The sequence below is a fragment of the Rhodococcus sp. NFXS4 genome, from assembly GCF_058139645.1.
Genome location: NZ_CP192221.1, coordinates 2,222,308 through 2,243,805 on the forward strand (window position 1 = coordinate 2,222,308; position 21,498 = coordinate 2,243,805).

Genomic DNA, 21,498 nt, shown 5'->3' on the forward strand with positions numbered 1-21,498 from the left:
CCATGGCCGACAGAGGGCTGGTGGCGCTCGATCTGGTGCCGCCGGAGCTCATCGTTCCGCGGCTCCGCGTCGCCGGTGCGGTGTTCGCCGTGGTCGGTGCCGTGCTCGGTGTCGTCGCCGGACTGTTGATCTCGCCGTACGTCGGTGTCGCTCTGGGAGCTGCGCTCGTCGCCACGGCAGGGTTCGCCGTCGTGTCGGGCGGCCGCAGACGCGTGTGGATCGATCACGGTGTGGTGAGCCGGCGCGGGTCGTTCCGCGTGCGACGGGTCAACCTGTCGGACGCGACGAAGGTCGAGGTCCTCGTGCGGGTCGCGCGCGTCAGCCAGGTGCTGATCCGTGTCGGCGACTCGTCCGGCGACGTCACGGTCGGCGTGGCGATGTACACGACCGACGGCGGTCGCGAACTGCAGCCGATCGCGCTGCGCGCGGTGGCGGACGGACTGGACTCCTCCCCGCTCGCGTCGGCTCTGGCGCTGTCGTCGGTACTGGTGACCCAGCTTCGCGCCGAGGCCCGCGAGGCCGGGCTGTCGGAGCGCCCGCTCTATCGGGCGATCGACGTGGTCCGCACGTCCGGGCGAGCCCCGGCGACCGTGCTCACCGACGCCGAGGTCGCGGCTCTCACCGACTGATCGGCCGAGCGGCGTCGAGCAGTGTCGTGGCCGTGTCACGCAGCGACGCCGTCGAGCCCGTCCACCCCAGCACGCGCACCGCGGCGTCGGCGATCGTGTCGGGCGTCGCGAGGGAGTGTCGCGTCGATTCCGCATCGGACCGGGCGCTGATCACCGATTCGACGATGCGGAACGGGAGGTGTGTGAGTTCCTCGGAGACCACCAGCGTGCCGATGTCGACGAGAGCGTCCCGCGACAGCGAGGCGTAGAGCGCCATGAGGTCGGAGCGACGAGTGCGGAACTGTTCGAACCGTACGCTGCGCAGTTCGGGGACGAGGTACAGGGCGCCGAGGTTCCATCGCGAGGTCATGAGCTGGTCCGCGTCGAACCACACCAGGGCATACAGCGCGCTCGGAGCGTCGGCCGCGGCGTCACACAGCGCCTGCGCACAGGCCAGGGGTGCGTCGACGGTCCCCACCAGCAGCGCCGCGAGCATGTCGTCCTTGGTGGCGAAGTGGTGGTACAGCGACGCCTGCCGGACCCCGACCGCGTCGGCGATCATGCGGGTGGAGGTGCTGGTGACACCCCGCGTCGTGAACAGCTCCGCCGCCGCGTCGAGGATTTCCTCCCGCGCCGTGGCTCCCGGTCGCTTACGGGTGGTGAGCCGGGGACGCCCGGCACCGGTGGTGGTCATCGACTACGTGACCAGGAACGCGTCGACCACGGACTGGGTGCCCTGACGCGAGCCGGAGGTGACGATCACGGCCCTGTTCAGGTAGGCGAGCGTCCGGATCGACGTGGACACCGTGAGGGTGCCGCGGAAGTAGTAGAGCGCGGACTCCACGTCCTCCCCGCGATCGAGGGCCTCGACGACCTCGGCCGATCCGAAACGGACGGAGTTCAGCGTCAACCGCATCACGGCGCCCGGGTCGTCCGACTCGACGTCGGCCAACAGGTCGGTGGAATACGTGGTCGATCCGTCCGCTCGTACGTGGGCGTGCTCGGCACCGACGGCGCGGACGACGGCCTCGACCCCGGGCCCACTCAGCACACCACCCACGACGGGTGCCACGGACTCCGCGCCGACGGGAGTGTCGCCGAGCTGCACCGGATCCGCGGTGCGCAACACGATGCGCAGCAGCGGCTCGAGCGTGGGAGCGGTCGGTTCGATCGACGCGGACGGGTCCGTGGGTTCGGTCACGCGCTCGACCGTATCCGATCCACCTGGTGCCCTCCTGCCGACTTTCCGGCCGGCCTCCGGCCTCCCCGCCTACTTCCCGGCCGGCCTCCGCCCTCCCCGCCTACTTCCCGGCCGGGCTCCGCCCTCCCCGCCTACTTCCCGGCCGGCCTCCGGCCTCCCCGCTCCGACGCCCGGCGCCACGCGCTGAACGACCGCACCGACGATCGGGTCGGACGCACCAACCACGGCCACGGGTGCACCTCCACCGGATCGAGGGCGGCCGCGATGCGTGCCCACCCCGGTACCGGGGCGTGGGTCGCGGCGAGGCGCCGTCCGGCGAGCTCCTCGGTGACCCGTCCGCGCCGTACCTCGAGAGGCCGGACGGCGGCGAGCTCGCCGAGTGTCTCGGCGAGGAAGACCAGTCGCTTGCCGGACAATCGCAACCGTCGGAGCAGCGGCTCGTCGAACACGAACACCGCGGGGCGGGCGTCGTCGGCCGCGAGGGCCGGATCCGCGCTGCCGAGCGACTCCGCCGTCAGCCACACCTCGTCGCCGTCCTCACCCACGGTGTCCGCGGGGCCGGCCGGGGTGTCGCCGGTGGCCAGGCTCGGTCCGTCGACCGACGGGCCGAGAGCGGCCGTCGGCCAGTCCTGAATGGGACACGCTGACGACAGCGCGCACGATCGGCACAGGCTGGGTGCGCGTTTCTCCACCTGCCAACGACTGAACCCGTAGACCTTGCCGCTGCCGGTACCGACGGTCCACTGCCAGCCGAGTCGGTTGGCCGCCCTCGAGCCGTCGAGGAGATGGGTGAACATCTCGTCCTCGCCGTCCCGCCATGTCGCGCCGGCCCGCACGGCCCACTGCGACGCCAGCCACATGCGCGTCTGGTTCACCAGCCACCCGTCCTCGTGCAGCTCGTCGACGACGGACTCCATGCAGCGCATCCGGGCCGGCCACGGATCGTCGGACCAGGTGTCGTGCGCCGAGACGGTCGGACGGGGCTGCTCGCGCGTGAGTGACGCCCCCAGGCGCGAGCCCACCCGTGCGTACAGGTGGCGGGCGTACTCCTGCCACAGCAACTCGTCGCGGTAACGAGACCGGTCCCGGGTCGGCGCGTCCGCCACCGCGTCCCACACCTCGCTCAGCGTGAGCAGGCCGTGCCGGATGTACGGCGACATGCGACTCGCCCCGCGCCGCGACGGCGGTTCCACCGTGCTGCGGGACCGGGCGTAGCCCGTGATGTCCAGGCTCGCGAGAGCGGCGTCGGCTGCCGACTGTCCGCCGCGCAGACCGCCCGCCCGGATCTCCTCGGGCTCTTCGAGGGTGAGGTCACCGAGGTGCTCGGCGACCCAGGCGACGACATCGTCGGACCGGGCGCCGTCAGCAGGTGACGGGGGAGACGGGAGGAGGGCCATGTCGACCGACACTACCGAAGAGTTGACACCTCGATAGAACGGATGTTCGACTGTCTGCGATTCGTCGATCGATCGTGTGTTCGAGGCATCGGTGTGCCGGGGTCGCCGGAGAACAGGAGGGGTCATGCGGTGGGACGGTCAGACACTCGACGCTCCCGACGGGGCGCTTCCCGGCCTCGAGCGCACCGGGCTGGTGCGTGCCGGTCTGGTCCGCACGGTCCGCACGCCCGAGTTCGAGGGCGTCACCTTCCACGAGGTGCTCTGCAAGAGCGCCCTCAACCGGGTGCCCGAGGAATCGGCGCTGCCGTTCCGCTGGACCATCAACCCCGCGCGCGGGTGCTCGCACGCGTGCCGCTACTGCTTCGCCCGGCCGACCCACGAGTACCTCGACCTCGATGCGGGCCGCGACTTCGATTCGCAGATCGTGGTCAAGACCAACATCGTCTCGGTGCTGCGCAAGGAACTCGCCCGCGCCTCGTGGAAACGTGACCCGGTCGCCCTGGGCACCAACACCGACCCGTACCAGCGCGCGGAGGGTCGCTACGAGCTCATGCCGGGCATTATCCGGGCGCTCACCGAGTCCGGCACCTCGTTCTCGATTCTGACCAAGGGCACGCTGCTGCGACGGGATCTGCCGCTGCTCACCCTCGCCGCTCAGCAGGTGAACGTACAGGTGAGTGTCAGTCTCGCCTTTCACGACGAGGATCTGCAGAAGTCCCTCGAGCCGGGGGCGCCGTCACCGCGCGCTCGCCTCGACATGATCCGGGCCATCACGGACGCGGGTCTGTCGTGCCACGTGCTCATCGCGCCAGTCATCCCGTTCCTGACCGACAGTCCCAAACACCTCGGCGCCCTGATGGCGGCTCTCGAGGAGGCGGGCGCGACCGGTGTGACCGCGCTGCCGATGCATCTGCGGTCCAGCACCAAGGAGTGGTTCATGAGCTGGCTCGCCGAGCATCATCCGGCTCTCGTGCGCCGCTACCGGGTGCTCTACGGACGCGGGGCGTACGTCAGCCCGGAATACAAGCAGTGGCTCCGCGACAAGGTGGAACCGTTGCGGGAGAAGCACTCTCTGACGGGGCTCGATCCGGCCGGTGCGCGGCGTGTGGCCAGGGCAGCTCCCGCGGAACCCGCTCCGGAACCAGCGATGACCCTGTTCTGAGCCGGTCGGTCAGAAGCCGGGGGTCACGCCGATGTGCTCGAGGTAGCGCCGCGCCGAGCGGACCACCGCGCCGTGAGCGTCCTCCTCGACGACCCGGTCCCACCACGCCCCGACGATGCGCTCGAAGGCCACGTTCTCGAGGAGGGCGACCGTCCGGCGGATCGTGTCGGGATGTTCGGGGATCAGGTTGGGGTAGCTGTACATGAACGAGACCCATCGGCGGTCGGACACCACCTGGATGATGTCCCCGGTGCAGAGCGCGCCGCGGCCGTCGGTGCCCGGCCAGTGCAGCACCGAGCCGCCGGCGAAGTGCACCCGGGTGTTGATCAGCGTCCGCCCCGGCAGTATCTCCAGGGAGTCGCCCGACCACGTGCGGATGTTGCCGGCGCGGGGAAGCCACGCACGGTCGGACTCGTGCACGTAGATCGGTACGTCGCCGAAGGCCTCGCTCCACTCGACCATCGCGCTGTAGTAGTGCGGGTGGGACAGAGCGACGGCCGACACGCCGCCCAGTTCGGTGACATGGGCGATCGCGGCGTCGTCGATCGTGGTGATGCTGTCCCACAGCAGGTTTCCGCCGTCGCCGGGGACCAGCAGCGCGCGTTGGCCGATCGCGAAGGTCGGCTCGGTGCCGATGCCCCACAGGCCCGGGTACTCCTCGCGCACCACGGTCCGGTGCGACGCCGACACCTCGGCGACGGTGGTCCACCGCTGGCCGCCGCGTCCGACGTACTGGCGCTCGTCGGTGCAGATCGGGCACTCGTCCGGATCGACGCGGTCGAACTGCACGCCACACGTCTCACAGACCGGCAGCTCCGAGCGGGACGACATCAGCGGACGGACGACGGGTCGTTCAGATCCGACGCGTCGTAGGTGTTGCAGGCGGCGACAGCTCCCGTGCGGTAGCCGGCGTCGAACCACGCCTGTCGCTGGTCGGACGAGCCGTGGGTCCAGCCCTCCGGGTTCACGCGGCCCGTCGAGGCCTGCTGGATCCGGTCGTCGCCGACGGACGACGCGGCCGACAACGCGTCGGACACGTCCTGGTCGGTGAGCGGATCGAGCAGCGGCTCGGAACTGCCGGGTGCGGGAACGTCGTCGGCCTTGTTCGCCCACACGCCGGCGTAACAATCGGCCTGGAGCTCGGTGCGCACGGCGCCGGACTCGGGTCCGTTCGGGTCGGCCTGCGCCCGGCCGATGTCGCCCAGCTGGTTCTGGATGTGATGGCCGAACTCGTGGGCCACGACGTATTCCTGCGCGAGCGGGCCGCCGCTGGAACCGAACTGGTCGACGAGCACCTGGAAGAATCCGGTGTCGAAGTACGCGGTGGAGTCGGCGGGGCAGTAGAACGGGCCGACGTCGGACGTCGCGGCGCCGCACCCGGTGGAGACCTGACCGGAGAAGATGTCGACCTCGGGGCGCTCGTACGGCACGCCCGTCTGCGCCGCCAGCTCGGCGTCCCACACCTGATCGAGACTGTTCACGGTGGCCGTGACCCGGCAGTCGACGTTCGCGTTGGCGTCGGCCCCGGTGTCGCAGTTCTCGATGGCGCCGCTGCCCGAGTCCTGCGACGTGGCCTCACCGCCGCCGAGCTGCCCGATCACCGACGACGGGTCGCCGCCGAGCAGCAGGGTGATCACCACGATGACGATGCCGCCGAGACCGCCGCCGACGGCGATGCCCTTGCCGCGGCCACCGGAGGACCGTCGAACCCGGGAGGAGTCGATCCTGGCGTCGGGGTCGAACGTCATGAGTCACCACTTTCGTCGGCGTGTGCGGCTCACAGCTTCGCACGTGGCCACCACCGACACAGCGCTGTTTCTCCCGGCGTCGGGGTGGGCTCGAATGGTCCGTAGGATCACCAGCTGTATTCGTCTACTTCTGGAAGGACTCCTGTGCTGCGCACGCACCTCGCCGGTTCGCTTCGAGCCGAGCACGCGGACCGACACGTCACCCTGACCGGTTGGGTCGCTCGACGGCGCGATCACGGCGGAGTCATCTTCATCGACCTGCGTGACGCCTCCGGAGTGGTCCAGGCCGTGTTCCGCGACGGTCCGGCGGCCGAGCAGTCGCACCGCCTGCGGTCGGAGTTCTGCGTCAAGATCACCGGCATCGTCGAGCTCCGCCCCGAGGGCAACCAGAACCACGAGATCCAGACGGGCGCCGTCGAGGTGAACGTCACCGAGCTCGAGGTGTTGGGCGAGAGCGCGCCGCTGCCGTTCCAGCTGGACGAGACTCCGGGCGAGGAAGCGCGGCTCAAGTACCGCTACCTGGACCTGCGTCGCGCCGGACCCGGTCATGCGATCCGACTGCGCTCGAAGGTCAACGCGGCGGCACGGTCCGTCCTGGCCCACCACGAATTCGTCGAGGTGGAGACGCCCACGCTGACACGCTCGACCCCCGAGGGTGCCCGCGACTTCCTGGTTCCCGCGCGACTCCAGCCGGGAAGCTTCTACGCACTCCCGCAGAGCCCGCAGCTGTTCAAGCAGTTGCTCATGGTCGGCGGCATCGAGCGGTACTACCAGATCGCCCGCTGCTACCGGGACGAGGACTTCCGCGCCGACCGGCAGCCGGAGTTCACCCAGCTCGACGTCGAGATGAGCTTCGTCACGCAGGACGACGTCATCGTCCTCGCCGAGGAGATCCTCACCTCGCTGTGGAACCTGATCGGCCACGAGATCACCACACCCATCCCGCGCATGACCTACGCGGACGCGATGCGCCGCTTCGGTTCCGACAAGCCCGATCTCCGCTTCGGAGTCGAGCTCGTGGAGTGCACCGAGTACTTCGCCGGGACGCCGTTCCGCGTCTTCCAGGCGCCGTACGTCGGCGCCGTCGTCATGCCCGGCGGTGCGTCGCAGCCGCGTCGTCAGCTCGACGCGTGGCAGGACTGGGCGAAGCAGCGCGGCGCCAAGGGCCTCGCGTACGTCCTGGTCCAGGAGGACGGCACCCTCGGTGGTCCCGTCGCCAAGAACCTGTCGGACGCCGAGCGCGACGGACTCGCCGCCCACGTCGGCGCGAAGCCCGGTGACTGCGTCTTCTTCGCGGCCGGCCCCGCCAAGGCGCAGCGCGCACTGCTCGGTGCCGCCCGCGGTGAGATCGCCCGCAAGCAGGGCCTCATCGACGAGAACGAGTGGGCCTTCGTCTGGATCGTCGACGCGCCGCTGTTCGAGCCGACGTCCGATGCCACCGCCAGCGGCGACGTCGCCGTGGGTTCCGGCTCGTGGACCGCCGTGCACCACGCCTTCACCTCGCCGAAGCCCGAGTCGATGGACACCTTCGACACCGACCCCGGCAACGCCCTGGCCTACGCGTACGACATCGTCTGCAACGGCAACGAGATCGGCGGCGGCTCGATCCGTATCCACCGCAAGGACATCCAGGAGCGCGTCTTCGCGATCATGGGCATCGACGCGGAGCAGGCGCAGGAGAAGTTCGGCTTCCTCCTCGACGCCTTCGCCTTCGGTGCGCCGCCCCACGGTGGTATCGCCTTCGGTTGGGACCGCATCACGGCCCTGCTGGCCGGGGTGGACTCCATCCGTGAGGTCATCGCATTCCCGAAGTCGGGCGGCGGCGTCGATCCGCTGACCGACGCGCCGGCTCCGATCACCCCGGCGCAGCGCAAGGAGTCGGGTATCGACGCGAAGCCGGTTCCTCGTCAGACGCCGGGTGGCGCATCGGGCGAGAAGCCCGCGTCGGAGGGCCCCACGACCTAGGGTCGAGGCGTCGCCGGTCACGCGTCGACGACGCGCGGACGGAGAGTGCATGCAGAACCTCAGGGTGGTCAGTCCGGCGGACCGGACCGACGAGGTGCTGCGGGTGCTCGACGAGACTCCCGGCGTCGCTCACGTCGTCGTTCTGCGCGGTGCCGCCGTGCGCCCGGAGGGCGACGTCGTGGACGCCGTCGTCGTGCGGGAGTGCGCGAATCAGGTTCTCGACGGTCTGCGTTCGCTGCGCCTGACCCACGACGGAGCCATCACCATGCAACCCGTGGAGACGGTGCTGTCGGACGCGGCGCGCACCGCGGAACAGGACGCGCCCGGTGACCCGGACGACTCGATCGTCTGGGACGAACTGGTCGGACGTACGCGGGAAGAATCGTCCCTCACCCTGACGTTCGTCGCCTTCCTGACCATCGCGCTGCTGCTGGCGGCCATCGGCGTCGTGACCGACTCGCCGGTCACCATCGTCGGTGCGATGGTGGTGGGACCCGAGTTCGGTCCGCTGGCAGCGCTGTCGGTCGGCCTGGTGCGTCGTCAGCGATCACTGATCCGTCGATCGTTGCTGGCGCTGCTCGTGGGTTTCCCGACCGCGATGGTCATCACGGCGCTGGGGGCGTTCGGGGCCGAGGCCCTCGGATGGATCCGACCGGAGGCGATGGACGACCTGCAGCAGGTCGACTTCATCTACCAGGTCGGTCCGTTCTCTCTCGTCGTGGCTCTGCTCGCCGGCGCCGCCGGCATGCTCGCGCTCGTGTCGGCGAAATCGGCCGCCCTGGTCGGGGTCTTCATCTCCGTGACCACCGTTCCGGCAGCAGGTTTCGCCGTCGTCGCGGCCACGGTGGGGAGCTGGCGCATCGCCGCTCTGTCCGCAGGACAGCTGGGTATCAACCTCCTCGGCATCGTCGTCGCGGCGACCTTTGTGCTCTCCCTGCACCGGCGATCGGCTCGGGCACAGGCGGACAGGTAGATTTCTCGCGGACGTGCGCCGAGCGCGGTGCCGGTCGTCTGCGGAGGGGGAGTTGCGTGCAGCAGGGTGAGGCCACATCTCCCGTGCTCGCGGCGTACCTCGACGAGATCCGTCCGGACGGCCACGACGACCTCGTGGAGAACGCCGTCGACGGTGGTCCGCGGCTACGAGAGCGCTGGGCGGCCCTCCCCGGCGCCGAGGACGTGACCCCGGCTGATCTCGCCGCCGCACAGTTGCGCGTGGGCCGTCTGGTGGACGACTCCGGCATCACCTACAACGACACGGCGGACGCGTCGTCCGAATCGCCGTCGTCGACGCAGTCCGGTGCGCGGTGGGAGCTCGACGTGGTGCCGACGGTGGTGTCGGCGCCGGACTGGGACCGGCTCGAGGCCGGCATGCTGCAACGCTCGCGCATCCTCGACGCGGTGCTCACCGATCTGTACGGCGAGCGCACCCTGATTCGCCGCGGTCTGCTGCCGCCGGAGATCGTCTTCCGGCATCGCGGCTATCTCCGAGCCGCGCACGGCATCACCATCCCCGGCCCACATCAGCTGTTCTTCCACGCGGCGGACATCGCCCGATGCACCGACGGCGAGTTCCGAGTCCTCTCCGACCGCACTCAGGCACCGTCGGGCGCCGGCTACGCCCTGGCGGACCGGTCGATCGTCGCGCGTGCGGTACCGGCTGTCTTCGGCCGGGTGGCGCCCCGTCCCGCGAGCACCTACGTCGGTGCGATGCGCGTGGCCCTCGTCGAGGTGGCGCCTGCCGCCGCCGAGAACCCGCTCGTGGTGGTGCTCAGTCCCGGTGTCTGGTCGGAGACGGCGTTCGACCAGGCGCATCTCGCCTCGGTGCTCGGATTCCCCTTGGTCGAGTCCGCTGATCTGGTCGTCCGCGACGGCGCCCTGTGGATGCGCTCGCTCGGCACCCTGCGCCGCGTCGACGTCGTGGTGCGCCGTGTCGACGACGACTACGTGGATCCGCTCGACCTGCGCCCCGAGTCACGCCTCGGTGTCGTGGGACTGCTCGAGGTCGCGCGGCGCGGAGCCGTCACCGTGGTCAACACGATCGGCAGCGGCGTCCTCGAGAACGCGGCGCTGTTCGGACGGCTGCCGGAGCTGGGCCGGGCGCTGCTCGGGGAGGAGCCCCTGCTCGACTCGGTCCCGGCCTTCTGGGCGGGGGATCCACACGGCCTGTCGCACATCGTCTCTCGTATCGGTTCGCTCGTGGTGTACGCGATCGGCTCGCACGAGAGCGTCGTCGGTCCCGCGCTGTCCATGCGCGAGCGGGACGAGCTGGTGCGGCGGATCGGGGCGGACCCGACGGGGTGGGCGGCGCGGGCGATACCGGACCTGGCGACGTCGCCCGTCGGGCCGGTCGGTCATCGCCGGCACGACGCCGCCGTGCTGCCGAGGCCCGTCGGCATCCGACTGTTCGACGTGGCCGGGCGCCGGGGCTACACCCCGATGACGGGCGGTCTGGCCCAGGTGTTGGTCACGGATCCGCCGTCGGAGCCCATGGCCACGACCGCTGCCAAGGACGTGTGGGTGCTGGCCGAGCGTCGCGGCCGGTCGGATCAGCCGGACGTGTCGAGCGCCGTCGACGCACCGCGTCCGATGGGTGGACGCCGTCCCCGTGTCATCGACTCGGTGAGTACGCCGCGTGTGCTCGACGACCTGTACTGGATGGGTCGCTACGGCGAGCGTGCCGAGGCGACGGCCCGCCTGCTGGTGGCCGCGAACCAGATGGTCCGCGATCATCGCGGCGAGACGCCGTTCGGGGAGCAGGCGCGGTCCGACACGGACGTCGCCCTGGCCGTGGTGCTCGACGCGGTGACCGCGGTGACCGCGACGGCGCCGGGGTTCCGCGCCGCGACCACGCGGTCGGACCTGCTCGCGGAGTTCCGGTCGCTGACGGTGCGGACGCGGCGCACCGGTTCGCTCGCGCACGCCGTGGCGGCGTTGCAGACGTGTGCCCGCGCGGTGCGGGATCAGCTGGGCGAGGACACCTGGGCGGTGTTCAACCGGCTCGACACCGCGCTCGCCGAGTGTGCGGCGTCGCCGGTGTCCGACGAGGCGGGGCTCTGGTCGACGCAGAGCCGTGTCGTGGGGTCGATGCTCGCCGTCGCCGGTCTGTCGGCCGAGTCGATGGTGCACGATCCGGGCTGGTTCCTCATGGACACGGGCAAGCGCATCGAGCGCGCTCTGCAGATCACCGCCCTGCTCGCCGAGACCGTGGGCACCGCACGCCCACCGGCCGTCGAGCAGGCCGTGCTCGGGGCGGTGCTGAACGCCGCCGACTCGTCGGTCACCTACCGGCGCCGCTATCGCGGTGCTCCCGAGGTGGGCGCCGTGGCCGAGCTCGTGCTCTTCGACGGCGGCAACCCGCGCTCGGTCATCCACTCGGTGGAACGAGCAGCGGTGAACCTGGCGTCGCTGCCCGGATCGACGGGGACCTCCCGCACCGATCGGGCGCTCGAGCGCATCGTCGCGACGCTGCGCCGAGTCGACCCGTCCGATCTCGAGGACGTCGACGCCACCGGGACCCGATCGGAGTTCGACGACGTCGTCCGGTCGGTGCACACCGATCTGCTCGACCTCTCCGAGTCGATCACCGCGGCGCACCTGACGCTGCCCGGCGGCACGCAGCCGTTGTGGGGACGCGGCGGCGGACGGGTGTTGTCGTGACCGATCACGAGGGTGCGCGGTGGTACGCCATCACCCACCGCACCGAGTACGTCTATCAGGGCACCGTGTCGTCGTCGTACGGCCGCGGCCACCTCTTCCCGCGCTCGACCTCGGAGCAGCGGTGTCTCGACGCCTCCGTCACCGTGACGCCGACGCCGACCGACCGGTCCACCGGTGTCGACCTCTTCGGGAACGAGGACGTCTACTTCCACGTCACCACCGATCACGACCGGTTGTGCGTGACCGCGCGCGCCCTGGTCGCCGTGGACCCTCCCGACCCCGCTCGCCTCACCACCCGGGCTGCGACGACGGCGTGGGAGAGTGCTCGTCCCACCGGGGTCGACGGGGCCCTGGACGTCGACTTCGTGCTCGATCTCGTGCCACCGGAGATCACCGACGAGGTGCACGAGTACGCCGCGCTCTCGCTGACCGAGGGCCGCCCGTTGGTGGAGGCGGTGTTCGACCTCAACCACCGGATCCACACCGACTTCGCCTACCTGTCGGGGTCGACGACCATCTCGACGACCGTCGCGGACGTCCTCGCCGCCCGGACCGGTGTGTGTCAGGACTTCGCGCGGGTCGCCGTCGCGTGCCTGCGCTCGCACGGCCTCGCCGCGCGCTACGTCTCCGGCTACCTCGCGACTCAACCGCCGCCGGGCAAGGAACGCATGGTGGGTGTGGACGCCACCCACGCCTGGGCGGCGGTGCGGTCACCGGACGGCTCGTGGCTGGCCTTCGACCCGACCAACGACCAGTGGGTGGACGAGCGCTACGTGACGGTGGCGTGGGGCCGTGACTACGACGACGTCCCTCCGCTGCGCGGCATCATCTACACGGAGTCGGCGGGGAGCCGCATCGCCGTGTCGGTCGACGTCGCGCCGATCGTCCGAGCCGTCTGACCTCGGATCTTGCCTCTCGTGGGCACCGCGGTGCCAGCGGCGCCCCCGAGCTGTCGGGAGAGTGCGATAGGGTCGAGAAACCGCACAGCGAGCCCGTTTCATCGACTGTGGAGCGGGGAACCCGATCCTGCTCCGGCAGTACGCACACAGCATCACAGGCGGCCCTCACGGGCCGACGCGAGTACGGAAACGAGGAATGACCTGCCCGTTCACGAACGAGGTGGGTCGGACAATCGATGACGGCAATGTTGGCAGATCCGGTCACCGAAGCAGTGGCAGCAGCACGAGAACTCCTCACCAGACGCACGGGAGCATCGGTGACCCTGGTCGACCCGGTCGATCTCGGCGGCAGCGGGCGCACCGTGGTCATCCGTGTCCGGGTGGCCGAGAACCCGTTCCAGTTGCCCCGCACGCTCGTGATCAAGCAGGTCCGCGAGACGTCCACGGAGTCGGTGTCCCGCACTGGTCTCGGCGCCGGAGACCACACGGCGTTCCTGCGCGAAGCGGTCTCGTACCAGTTCGCCACCGCCCTCGCGACGCACACCCGTCCCGGTCCCTCCCTCATCGCGTACGACCTGAAGGAACGGCTCCTCGTCCTCAGTGACCTGGGGGACGCCGCGCCGTTCACCAGTCTGATCGCGAACCCCGATCCGTCGTCCGTCACCAACTCGCTCATGGCTCTGGCCCAGGCACTCGGGCGGATGCACGCCGCCACGTTCGGCCGCGAGGAGGATTTCGGGGCGCTCCTCGGTCGCGCCGGCGTCGCCGATTCTCGGGACGGGCTGGCCGATCAGGTCGCGGTGGCCCAGTCGGACGTCCCGGCGATGCTCGCCGCGGATCTCGGCATCGAGGTGCCGCCCGCGGTCGCCGCCGCCGTCGCCCGCGCGGCCAAACTCTTCGGTTCCGGCGGACACCGCGCCTTCAGTCCGTCGGACCTGTGCCCGGACAACATCATCGTCAACGACGAGGGCGTGCGATTCCTGGACTACGAGTGGGGAGGCTTCCGGGACGCCACTCTCGACGTGGCCTACACGCTCCTGTCCTACCCCGGCTGCCTGTGCCGTCTCGATCTCACGCCGGAACGCGCCGAGGCCATGGTCGATGCGTGGCGCGCCGAGGTGGTCGGAATCTGGCCGCACCTCGCCGACGACGACGTGCTGCACGCCAAGTTGCTGGACGCCCAGTTGGTGTGGGCCTGGCTCACGACGCACTGGTTCCTCCCCGACGACGACACCCGCAACGCCGCACTGCGTCGGCACCACCTCTCGGTGCCCCGCGCCGCCGCGCTGACCACGCGGTGGTCCATCCTCTCGGAGTACGCGCGCTTCGTCGGGCACCACGACCTCGCGGACTTCGCGGGCGATGTCCGGCAGGCACTCGCGGCGCGGTGGCCCGCCGCCGCGTCCTGACCGTCCGATGAGCGCCGACGACTCCCTCTTCGACGACGACACCGCTGCTCCCGACGGGGACGCGTTCGTCCCGTCCCCGCGTGCGAGCACACCGGGTGCGCCGCTGGCCGTGCGGATGCGTCCACGGTCGTTGGACGAGGTCGTGGGCCAGGGCCACCTCCTCACCCCGGGTGCCCCGCTGCGCCGCCTGGTGGAGGGGTCCGGGGCAGCGTCGGTCATGCTCTACGGCCCACCCGGCACCGGCAAGACCACGCTCGCGTCCCTGATCTCGGGTGCCACCGGCCGCAAGTTCGAGGCCCTGTCCGCGCTCTCCGCGGGCGTCAAGGACGTCCGGGCCGTGATCGACCTGGCGCGTCGCCGGCTGCTGAACAACGAGCAGACCGTGCTCTTCATCGACGAGGTGCACCGGTTCTCCAAGACCCAGCAGGACGCCCTGCTCGCCGCCGTCGAGAACCGGATCGTGCTGCTCGTCGCCGCGACGACGGAGAACCCGTCGTTCTCCGTCGTGTCGCCGCTGCTGTCACGGTCCCTGGTGCTGCAGCTCCGGTCGCTCACCGACGACGACATCCGCGAGGTTCTCACGCGGGCCCTGGCGGACGAGCGCGGTCTCGGCGGGTCGGTGACGGTGACCGACGAGGCGCTCGGACACCTCGTGCGGCTGGCCGGCGGTGACGCTCGACGGGGTCTGACAGCGCTCGAGGCGGCCGCCGACACTGCGGGTGCGGGCGGCACCGTGGATCTCGAGACCGTGGAGAAGAGTGTCGACCGAGCCGCGGTGCGGTACGACCGGGACGGTGACCAGCACTACGACGTCATCAGCGCGTTCATCAAGTCGATCCGCGGTTCCGACGTCGACGCGGCCATGCACTACCTCGCCCGGATGATCACCGCCGGTGAGGACGCACGCTTCATCGCCCGCAGGCTCGTGGTGCACGCCAGCGAGGACATCGGCATGGCCGACCCCACCGCGTTGCTGGTCGCGACGGCGGCGTCGCAGGCGGTGCAGACGATCGGGATGCCCGAGGCGCGGCTCGCCCTCGCCCAGGCCACCATCCACCTCGCCACCGCACCGAAGTCCGGTGCCGTCACCAGCGCGCTGTCCGCGGCGATGGCCGACATCGCGGCGGGGAAGGCAGGCGCCGTGCCGCCGCACCTGCGCGACGGGCACTACACGGGAGCCGCCTCACTGGGCAACGCGGTGGGCTACAAGTTTCCGCACGACGACCCCGACGGTGTGCTCGCCCAGCAGTACCCGCCGGACGAGCTGGTGGGCGCCGACTACTACCGGCCCACCAACCACGGAGCGGAGCGAGACCTCGAGACGCGCGTCGGCAAGCTCCGCAGAATCGTGCGTGCTCTCGCGCGCTAGGGTGTTTCCGTGCAGACTCACGAGATTCGCCGTCGTTTCCTCGACCATTTCGAGAAGCTGGGACACACCCCCGTCCCCAGCGCCTCGCTGGTCCTCGACGACCCGAATCTGCTGTTCATCAATGCCGGCATGGTGCAGTTCGTCCCGTACTTCCTCGGGCAGCGCACCCCGCCGTTCGCGCGTGCCGTGAGTGTGCAGAAGTGTGTGCGCACCGGCGACATCGAGAACGTGGGCGTGACCACCCGCCACAACACGTTCTTCCAGATGGCCGGCAACTTCTCGTTCGGCGACTATTTCAAGCGCGAGGTCATCGGCTTCGCGTGGTCACTGCTCACCTCGTCCGTCGAGGACGGTGGCTACGGCTTCGATCCCGAGAGGATCTGGGCCACAGCGTATCTCGACGACGACGAGGCCATCCAGATCTGGAAGGACGTCGCCGGTCTGCCCGACGAGCGCATCCAGCGCCGAGGCATGGCCGACAACTACTGGTCCATGGGCATTCCCGGACCCTGCGGGCCGTGCTCGGAGATCTACTACGACCGCGGACCCGAGTTCGGCAAGGAGGGCGGTCCGGAGGCGGACGAGGACCGCTACATCGAGATCTGGAATCTCGTGTTCATGCAGAACGAGCGCGGACAGGGGACGTCGAAGGACGACTTCGAGATCCTGGGGCCGTTGCCGCGCAAGAACATCGACACCGGTATGGGTGTCGAGCGCGTGGCGTTCCTGCTGCAGGACGTCGACAACGTCTACGAGACCGATCTGGTCCGTCCCGTCATCACCGAGGCCGAGGCACTGTCCGGCCGTCGGTACGGGGAGAACCACGACGCGGACGTACGGTTCCGCGTCATCGCCGATCACGCCCGCACCGCGGTCATGCTCATCGCCGACGGCGTGACGCCGGGCAACGACGGCCGTGGCTACGTGCTGCGGCGTCTGCTGCGCCGGATCGTGCGCAGCGCACGCCTGCTCGGTGCCGAGGACCCCTCGATGGCGCGGTTCGTCACGGTCGTCCGCGACACGATGGCCGAGTCGTACCCGGAACTGGTCGAGGACTTCGCGCGCATCGAGTCCGTCGCCGTCGGCGAGGAGAAGGCGTTCCTCGCGACCCTCACGTCCGGATCGCGCCTTTTCGACAACGCTGCTCAGGCCGTGACCGCGTCCGGCGACACCCGCATCAGCGGTGACGAGGCCTTCGTCCTGCACGACACGTACGGCTTTCCCATCGACCTCACACTCGAGATGGCGGCCGAGGCGGGCCTGCAGGTCGACGAGGCCGGATTCCGCACGCTCATGGCGGAGCAGCGTAACCGTGCGAAGGCCGATGCGCAGTCGCGCAAGCACGCGCACACCGACCTGACGGTGTACAAGGAGTTCGTCGACCGTGGTCCCACCGAGTTCACCGGTTTCGACGAGCTGGACAGCGAGGCAACGGTTCTCGCGATCATCGCCGGGGGCGTGCGGGTGCCCACCGCCGCTGCGGGGGAGAAGGTCGAGGTCATCCTCGACCGCAGCCCGCTGTACGCCGAGTCCGGCGGACAGCTCGCGGACATCGGCACCCTCACGGGCCCGGGACTGAGTGTCACCGTGGGCGACGTGCAGAAGATCGCGAAGACCGTGTGGGTGCACAAGGTCACCGTCGACGAGGGGCAGCTCACCGAGGGCGACGTCGTCACCGCGCACGTCGACCAGCAGTGGCGCCGCGGCGCCACCCAGGGACACTCCGGCACGCACATGGTGCACGCCGCACTCCGCCAGATCCTGGGCCCGAACGCGGTACAGGCCGGATCGCTGAACAAGCCCGGCTACCTGCGATTCGACTTCACGTACCAGGGTGCGTTGTCGGAGTCGCAGCGCGAGGACATCGAGTCCGTCACCAACGACGCCGTCGCGTCCGACTTCGCGGTCAACACCTTCGTCACCGATCTCGACGACGCCAAGGCCATGGGGGCGATGGCGCTGTTCGGTGAGAACTACGGCGACGAGGTCCGGGTCGTGGAGATCGGCGGACCGTTCTCGATGGAACTGTGCGGCGGCACCCACGTCCAGCACTCGTCGCAGATCGGCCCGGTGACGCTCCTCGGAGAGTCGTCGGTCGGGTCGGGCGTGCGACGCGTCGAGGCCTTCGTCGGCCTCGACTCGTACAAGTACCTCGCCAAGGAGCGGGCGCTGCTCGCCGGTGTCGCCTCGTCGCTCAAGGTGCCCACCGACGAGGTGCCCGCGCGGATCGAGAACCTCGTCGAACGGCTCCGCGTCGCCGAGAAGGAGCTCGAGGCCACTCGCGCCGCCGCCGTGCTCTCGTCCGCCGGGTCCTACGTCGACACGGCGCGCCGGGTCGGGTCGCTGCTCGTCGTCGCGGAGCCCGCGCCGGCCGGCGTCGGTGCCGCGGATCTGCGCACCCTCGTCGGCGACGTTCGCGGCCGGTTCGGCACGCAGCCCGCGGTGGTGGCGCTGTTCGGAGACGTCGACGGCAAGGTGCCGTTCGTCGTGTCGACGACCAAGGCCGCGCAGGAACTCGGCGTGAAGGCCGGTGAACTGGTGGGTGCCTTCGGTCCGAGCATCGGCGGCCGCGGCGGTGGCAAGGCCGACACCGCGCAGGGAGCCGGGTCCGACGCGTCGGGTATTCCGGCGGCGATCGAGGCTCTGCTCGGTCGCGTCACCGAGATCGTCGGGAACTCCTGACGGTGGCCGCCGGCAGCTCCGCGCCCGACCGGCCGGGCGCCGACGACCCGGGGCGGGGGCGGCGGCTCGCGATCGACGTCGGGAGCGTGCGCGTCGGGGTGGCGTCCTCCGATCCCGACGGCACCCTCGCCACACCCGTCGAGACGGTCCCGCGCGCGGCGAAGACACACACCGACTCGGCCGACGTCCAGCGGATCGTCGCGCTCGCCGAGGAGTACGAGGCCGTCGAGATCATCGTCGGTCTACCGCGCACTCTGCGCGGCGAGCGCGGAACCGCCGCCACGCTGGCTGTCCGTTTCGCCCGAGTCCTGCACCGTGCGCTGCCCGGCGTGCCGGTGCGGCTGTCCGACGAACGCTTGACTACGGTGAGTGCCGCGCGTGGTCTTCGAGACAGCGGCGTCCGCGCGAGAGACCAACGGTCGATGATCGACCAGGCGGCGGCGGTCGCCATCCTGCAAGGGTGGCTCGACGAGCGCCGCAGTGTCCTGGCGCGAGAGATGGTCGCCCAGGCGAACGAGGAGGGGGCAACGGTGCCCGAGAATCACGGTCCGGAGCAGGACACACCGGGGACGACCCCGTGACGGACGACGGTCGTGGACAGCGGCCCGGCCGACGCGACGAGTGGGACACCGACGAGCTGAATCTCCCGGTCGACGACCTGCGCCGTCAGCCGCTCGCCGACGACCGCCGCGCCCGTCCTGCGCGAGTGGCGTCGGGTCCCGGTGACCGCCCGAGCCGCGCGAGCCGTGCGGACACCCGCCGCGACCGCGCCGCGGCCGGTCGCAAACGTCGCTCGCGCATCATCGGCGGACTCGGTGTGCTGGTCCTGGTCGGCCTCGTGGCCGTCGGAGGTGTGTGGGGAGTGTCGAAGTTCACCGGCGGCGGGGCCGCGGTCGCGGAGGACTACCCGGGTCCCGGCGGCGACGCCGTGGTGGTGCAGGTCGCCTCGGGCGACACCGCGCAGGAGATCGCGACCGAGATGGCGGACAAGGACGTCACCGCCAGCTCGGCGGCCTTCTACGAGGCCGCGGTCCAGAACACCGCGATGACCTCCGTGCAGCCCGGTTTCTATCGGATGCGCTCGCAGATGGCGGCGGCCGACGCCGTCTCCGCACTGGTGGACCCGGCATCGCGAGTGGGCCAGATCCAGATCGCCGAGGGCCGTCAGCTGCACGACTCGACCGACGTCAACACCGGCGCCGTCCGCAAGGGCATCTACACGCTGATCTCCGAGGCCAGTTGTGCTGTCGGAGAGGGTCTTCCGTGCGTGACATACGACGACCTGAACCTCGCGGGTGCGGGGGACGATCCTTCCGCACTCGGTGTCGCCGACTGGGCGACCGACGCGGTGCGGCAGGTGCCGGATCGCGATCGTCAGCTCGAGGGGCTCATCGCCGCGGGCACGTTCAACTTCGACCCCAGCGCCGCACCGACGGACATCCTGCGTCAACTCGTGTCCGAGAGTGCTGCGATCTACGAGGACACCGGTCTACTGGAGGCAGGCGCCTCCTCGGGTCTCGACCCGTACCAGGTGCTCGTGGCGTCGTCCCTCATCGAGCGCGAGGCGTTGCCGCAGGACTTCGCCAAGGTGGCGCGCGTCATCCTCAACCGTCTCGCCATCGGGCAGCGTCTGGAATTCGACTCGACGGTCAACTACTCGCTGGACACCACCGAGGTGGCCACCACCGACGCCGACCGTGCGAACGTCACGCCGTGGAACACGTACGCCAAGGAGGGTCTGCCGGCGACGCCGATCTGCTCTCCCGGTGTGGCAGCGGTGCAGGCTGCCGAGGCTCCCGAGCCCGGCAACTGGCTCTACTTCGTCACCATCAACGCGGCCGGTGAGACGCTCTTCACCGACGACTACCAGGTGCACCTGGACAACATCACGAAGGTCGAGGGCGGGTTCCTCGACAGCGGCCGGTGACGTCCGTCTCCGACGCCTCGTCGACGAGGCGCGCGGCCGTTCTGGGGTCGCCGGTGGCGCACTCGCGTTCACCGATCCTGCACGCGGCGGCGTACCGGGAGCTCGGGCTCACCGGGTGGACCTACGAGCGGGTGGAGTGCACCGCGGAACGGCTTCCGGAGTTCGTGGACGGCCTCGGACCCGAGTGGGTGGGACTGTCGGTGACGATGCCGGGCAAGTTCGCGGCTCTGGCCTGTGCGACCGAACGAACGCAGCGCGCAATCGCTGTGGGCTCGGCGAACACCCTGGTACGCACCGACTCGGGCTGGCGCGCCGACTGCACCGACGTCGACGGTGTCACGGGCGCCCTCGGCACGGTCGGTGTCCGTGACCTGTCGGGAGCGTCGGTGGTCGTCGTCGGGGCGGGCGGAACGTCCCGCCCGGCGCTCGTCGCTCTGCGTGATCTCGGGGCGAATGCGGTCACCGTCGTCTCGCGGGACGAGGAGCGGGCGGAGGGAGCTCTGGTCTGTGCGCGCGACGCCGGTCTCACCGCCCGGTGGAGTGCACCGGACGACGACGCGCTGCCGCGAGCGGTCGCGGACGCGGCAGCCGTGGTGTCCACCGTCCCGCCCGAGGGCGGCGCTGCGATGATCGACGCACTGCGCGGGACGCGCGTGCTGATGGACGCGATCTACCACCCGTGGCCCACGCCGCTGGCCGCCGCGGTCGAGGAGTCCGGTGGCGTCGTCGTCGGCGGCCTCGCGATGCTGCTGCACCAGGCATTCGGTCAGGTGGAGCAGTTCACCGGTAGGCCTGCCCCGCGTGCTGCGATGGAACAGGCTATGCGGGAGTCCTGACCATCCCCGGGTGCGCCGTCGTCCCCGGGCGGGTCGCCGCGGCACGGATCATGGGAGTCACCGGTGCCACCGTGACTGCATGACCGTCCTCCTCGGATCCGCGCTGTGTTGCCTCGCTCTTCTCACCGTCGGTCGGTGGGTGACGCCGACGGTGCCCGACCTGCTCGCGGCCGCCGTCGTCGGTGCCGCGCTCGGCGCGGTCACCACCGACGTGGCGATCCTCGCGGTCGGGGCGTGGTCCTGTGCCGTCGCGCTCGTCGACCTGGTCCGTCACCGCCTGCCGGACGATCTGACGCTGCCCGCCGCGGGTGCGGTGCTCCTGGCAGCCGCCCACCAGGGTGGGGGCGAGTCGGCGCTCCTCGGCGGCCTGGCTCTGGCCGGTGTCCACCTCGTCGGGTCGGTGGCGTCACCCGGATCGATCGGAGGCGGCGACGTCAAGCTGTGTCTCGCACTCGGGGGACTGGGCGCGGTCTCGGGGCCGTCCGTGTGGACCGTGGCCGCCGTGCTGGCACCGACGACGACGCTGGTGCTGGCGGCGATGACGGGACGAACCGGGGGAGCGGCGGGGATTCCGCACGGACCCGCTCTGTGTGCGGCGACCCTGGTGGCGTGGGTGAACGCCGGGACGTGAAAAGATC

18 protein-coding genes are annotated in these 21,498 nt (G+C 70.6%); 13 read left to right on the top strand and 5 right to left on the bottom strand.

Annotation, left to right across the window (positions count from 1 at the left end; genetic code table 11):
* Positions 1 to 2 precede the first annotated feature (2 nt).
* Entirely contained in the window at positions 3 to 629 is a 627-nt protein-coding gene (locus tag J4E04_RS10465) for a hypothetical protein (protein ID WP_490150452.1), read from the top strand.
* Here J4E04_RS10465 and J4E04_RS10470 read toward each other — a convergent pair.
* The 3 genes from J4E04_RS10470 to J4E04_RS10480 form a co-directional block, all read right to left on the bottom strand.
* Positions 619 to 1,302, bottom strand: a complete 684-nt coding sequence (locus J4E04_RS10470; protein WP_490150453.1) for a TetR/AcrR family transcriptional regulator — start codon at positions 1,300 to 1,302, stop codon at positions 619 to 621. The genes J4E04_RS10465 and J4E04_RS10470 overlap by 11 nt on opposite strands.
* A gap of 3 nt (positions 1,303 to 1,305) precedes the next feature.
* Positions 1,306 to 1,809 carry a DUF3237 domain-containing protein gene (locus J4E04_RS10475; protein ID WP_056444756.1) on the bottom strand — a complete coding sequence of 168 codons (504 nt, stop codon included), beginning with the start codon at positions 1,807 to 1,809 and terminating at the stop codon, positions 1,306 to 1,308.
* 131 nt (positions 1,810 to 1,940) lie between these two features.
* The gene (locus J4E04_RS10480; protein ID WP_490150454.1) at positions 1,941 to 3,206 is read right to left on the bottom strand and encodes an FAD-binding domain-containing protein; all 1,266 of its coding nucleotides are present in this window, start codon (positions 3,204 to 3,206) and stop codon (positions 1,941 to 1,943) included.
* Positions 3,207 to 3,330: 124 nt separating this feature from the next.
* On the opposite strand from J4E04_RS10480, the gene J4E04_RS10485 reads away from it, so the two are divergent.
* The gene (locus J4E04_RS10485) at positions 3,331 to 4,368 is read left to right on the top strand and encodes an Rv2578c family radical SAM protein (RefSeq protein WP_056444753.1); all 1,038 of its coding nucleotides are present in this window, start codon (positions 3,331 to 3,333) and stop codon (positions 4,366 to 4,368) included.
* 9 nt (positions 4,369 to 4,377) lie between these two features.
* Here J4E04_RS10485 and J4E04_RS10490 read toward each other — a convergent pair whose 3' ends face one another.
* Positions 4,378 to 5,157, bottom strand: a complete 780-nt coding sequence (locus J4E04_RS10490; RefSeq protein ID WP_490150455.1) for an MBL fold metallo-hydrolase — start codon at positions 5,155 to 5,157, stop codon at positions 4,378 to 4,380.
* A gap of 41 nt (positions 5,158 to 5,198) precedes the next feature.
* Positions 5,199 to 6,116, bottom strand: coding sequence for a KPN_02809 family neutral zinc metallopeptidase (ypfJ, locus tag J4E04_RS10495; protein ID WP_027505242.1), 918 nt, complete (start codon positions 6,114 to 6,116; stop codon positions 5,199 to 5,201).
* 144 nt (positions 6,117 to 6,260) lie between these two features.
* On the opposite strand from ypfJ, the gene aspS reads away from it, so the two are divergent.
* The 11 genes from aspS (at position 6,261) to J4E04_RS10550 (ending at position 21,491) form a co-directional block, all read left to right on the top strand.
* Positions 6,261 to 8,081, top strand: coding sequence for an aspartate--tRNA ligase (gene aspS, locus J4E04_RS10500; RefSeq protein WP_027505243.1), 1,821 nt, complete (start codon positions 6,261 to 6,263; stop codon positions 8,079 to 8,081).
* Between the two features lie 49 nt (positions 8,082 to 8,130).
* Positions 8,131 to 9,054, top strand: coding sequence for a DUF389 domain-containing protein (locus tag J4E04_RS10505; protein WP_056444744.1), 924 nt, complete (start codon positions 8,131 to 8,133; stop codon positions 9,052 to 9,054).
* Positions 9,055 to 9,110: 56 nt separating this feature from the next.
* Positions 9,111 to 11,738 (top strand): circularly permuted type 2 ATP-grasp protein, encoded by a 2,628-nt coding sequence (locus tag J4E04_RS10510; protein WP_056444741.1) that lies wholly within the window; start codon positions 9,111 to 9,113, stop codon positions 11,736 to 11,738.
* The gene (locus J4E04_RS10515; RefSeq protein WP_056444737.1) at positions 11,735 to 12,637 is read left to right on the top strand and encodes a transglutaminase family protein; all 903 of its coding nucleotides are present in this window, start codon (positions 11,735 to 11,737) and stop codon (positions 12,635 to 12,637) included. Before J4E04_RS10510 ends, J4E04_RS10515 begins: the two co-directional genes overlap by 4 nt.
* 236 nt (positions 12,638 to 12,873) lie before the next feature.
* The gene (locus J4E04_RS10520) at positions 12,874 to 14,046 is read left to right on the top strand and encodes a protein kinase family protein (protein WP_027505245.1); all 1,173 of its coding nucleotides are present in this window, start codon (positions 12,874 to 12,876) and stop codon (positions 14,044 to 14,046) included.
* A 7-nt stretch (positions 14,047 to 14,053) separates the two neighbouring features.
* On the top strand, positions 14,054 to 15,415 hold the full coding sequence (locus J4E04_RS10525; RefSeq protein WP_307092885.1) for a replication-associated recombination protein A: 1,362 nt from the start codon (positions 14,054 to 14,056) through the stop codon (positions 15,413 to 15,415).
* 9 nt (positions 15,416 to 15,424) lie between these two features.
* Positions 15,425 to 18,097 carry an alanine--tRNA ligase gene (gene alaS / locus J4E04_RS10530; RefSeq protein ID WP_490150456.1) on the top strand — a complete coding sequence of 891 codons (2,673 nt, stop codon included), beginning with the start codon at positions 15,425 to 15,427 and terminating at the stop codon, positions 18,095 to 18,097.
* Positions 18,098 to 18,099: 2 nt separating this feature from the next.
* Positions 18,100 to 18,678 (top strand): Holliday junction resolvase RuvX, encoded by a 579-nt coding sequence (ruvX, locus tag J4E04_RS10535; protein WP_051613214.1) that lies wholly within the window; start codon positions 18,100 to 18,102, stop codon positions 18,676 to 18,678.
* Complete coding sequence (locus J4E04_RS10540; protein ID WP_051613215.1) at positions 18,675 to 20,024, top strand: endolytic transglycosylase MltG; 1,350 nt, start codon at positions 18,675 to 18,677, stop codon at positions 20,022 to 20,024. Before ruvX ends, J4E04_RS10540 begins: the two co-directional genes overlap by 4 nt.
* Positions 20,021 to 20,860, top strand: coding sequence for a shikimate dehydrogenase (locus tag J4E04_RS10545; protein WP_490150457.1), 840 nt, complete (start codon positions 20,021 to 20,023; stop codon positions 20,858 to 20,860). The genes J4E04_RS10540 and J4E04_RS10545 overlap by 4 nt, the downstream gene beginning before the upstream one ends.
* Positions 20,861 to 20,939: 79 nt before the next feature.
* Positions 20,940 to 21,491 (top strand): prepilin peptidase, encoded by a 552-nt coding sequence (locus tag J4E04_RS10550; RefSeq protein ID WP_056444731.1) that lies wholly within the window; start codon positions 20,940 to 20,942, stop codon positions 21,489 to 21,491.
* The last annotated feature ends 7 nt before the right edge of the window (positions 21,492 to 21,498 follow it).

Excerpts from the sequence above, each read along its gene's own strand:
- J4E04_RS10465 (WP_490150452.1), top strand. The coding sequence starts at position 3 with ATGGCCGACAGAGGGCTGGTGGCGCTCGATCTGGTGCCGCCGGAGCTC.
- J4E04_RS10470 (WP_490150453.1), bottom strand. The coding sequence starts at position 1,302 with ATGACCACCACCGGTGCCGGGCGTCCCCGGCTCACCACCCGTAAGCGA.
- J4E04_RS10480 (WP_490150454.1), bottom strand. The coding sequence starts at position 3,206 with ATGGCCCTCCTCCCGTCTCCCCCGTCACCTGCTGACGGCGCCCGGTCC.
- J4E04_RS10485 (WP_056444753.1), top strand. The coding sequence starts at position 3,331 with ATGCGGTGGGACGGTCAGACACTCGACGCTCCCGACGGGGCGCTTCCC.
- ypfJ (WP_027505242.1), bottom strand. The coding sequence starts at position 6,116 with ATGACGTTCGACCCCGACGCCAGGATCGACTCCTCCCGGGTTCGACGG.
- J4E04_RS10505 (WP_056444744.1), top strand. The coding sequence starts at position 8,131 with ATGCAGAACCTCAGGGTGGTCAGTCCGGCGGACCGGACCGACGAGGTG.
- J4E04_RS10520 (WP_027505245.1), top strand. The coding sequence starts at position 12,874 with ATGACGGCAATGTTGGCAGATCCGGTCACCGAAGCAGTGGCAGCAGCA.
- J4E04_RS10525 (WP_307092885.1), top strand. The coding sequence starts at position 14,054 with ATGAGCGCCGACGACTCCCTCTTCGACGACGACACCGCTGCTCCCGAC.
- J4E04_RS10550 (WP_056444731.1), top strand. The coding sequence starts at position 20,940 with ATGACCGTCCTCCTCGGATCCGCGCTGTGTTGCCTCGCTCTTCTCACC.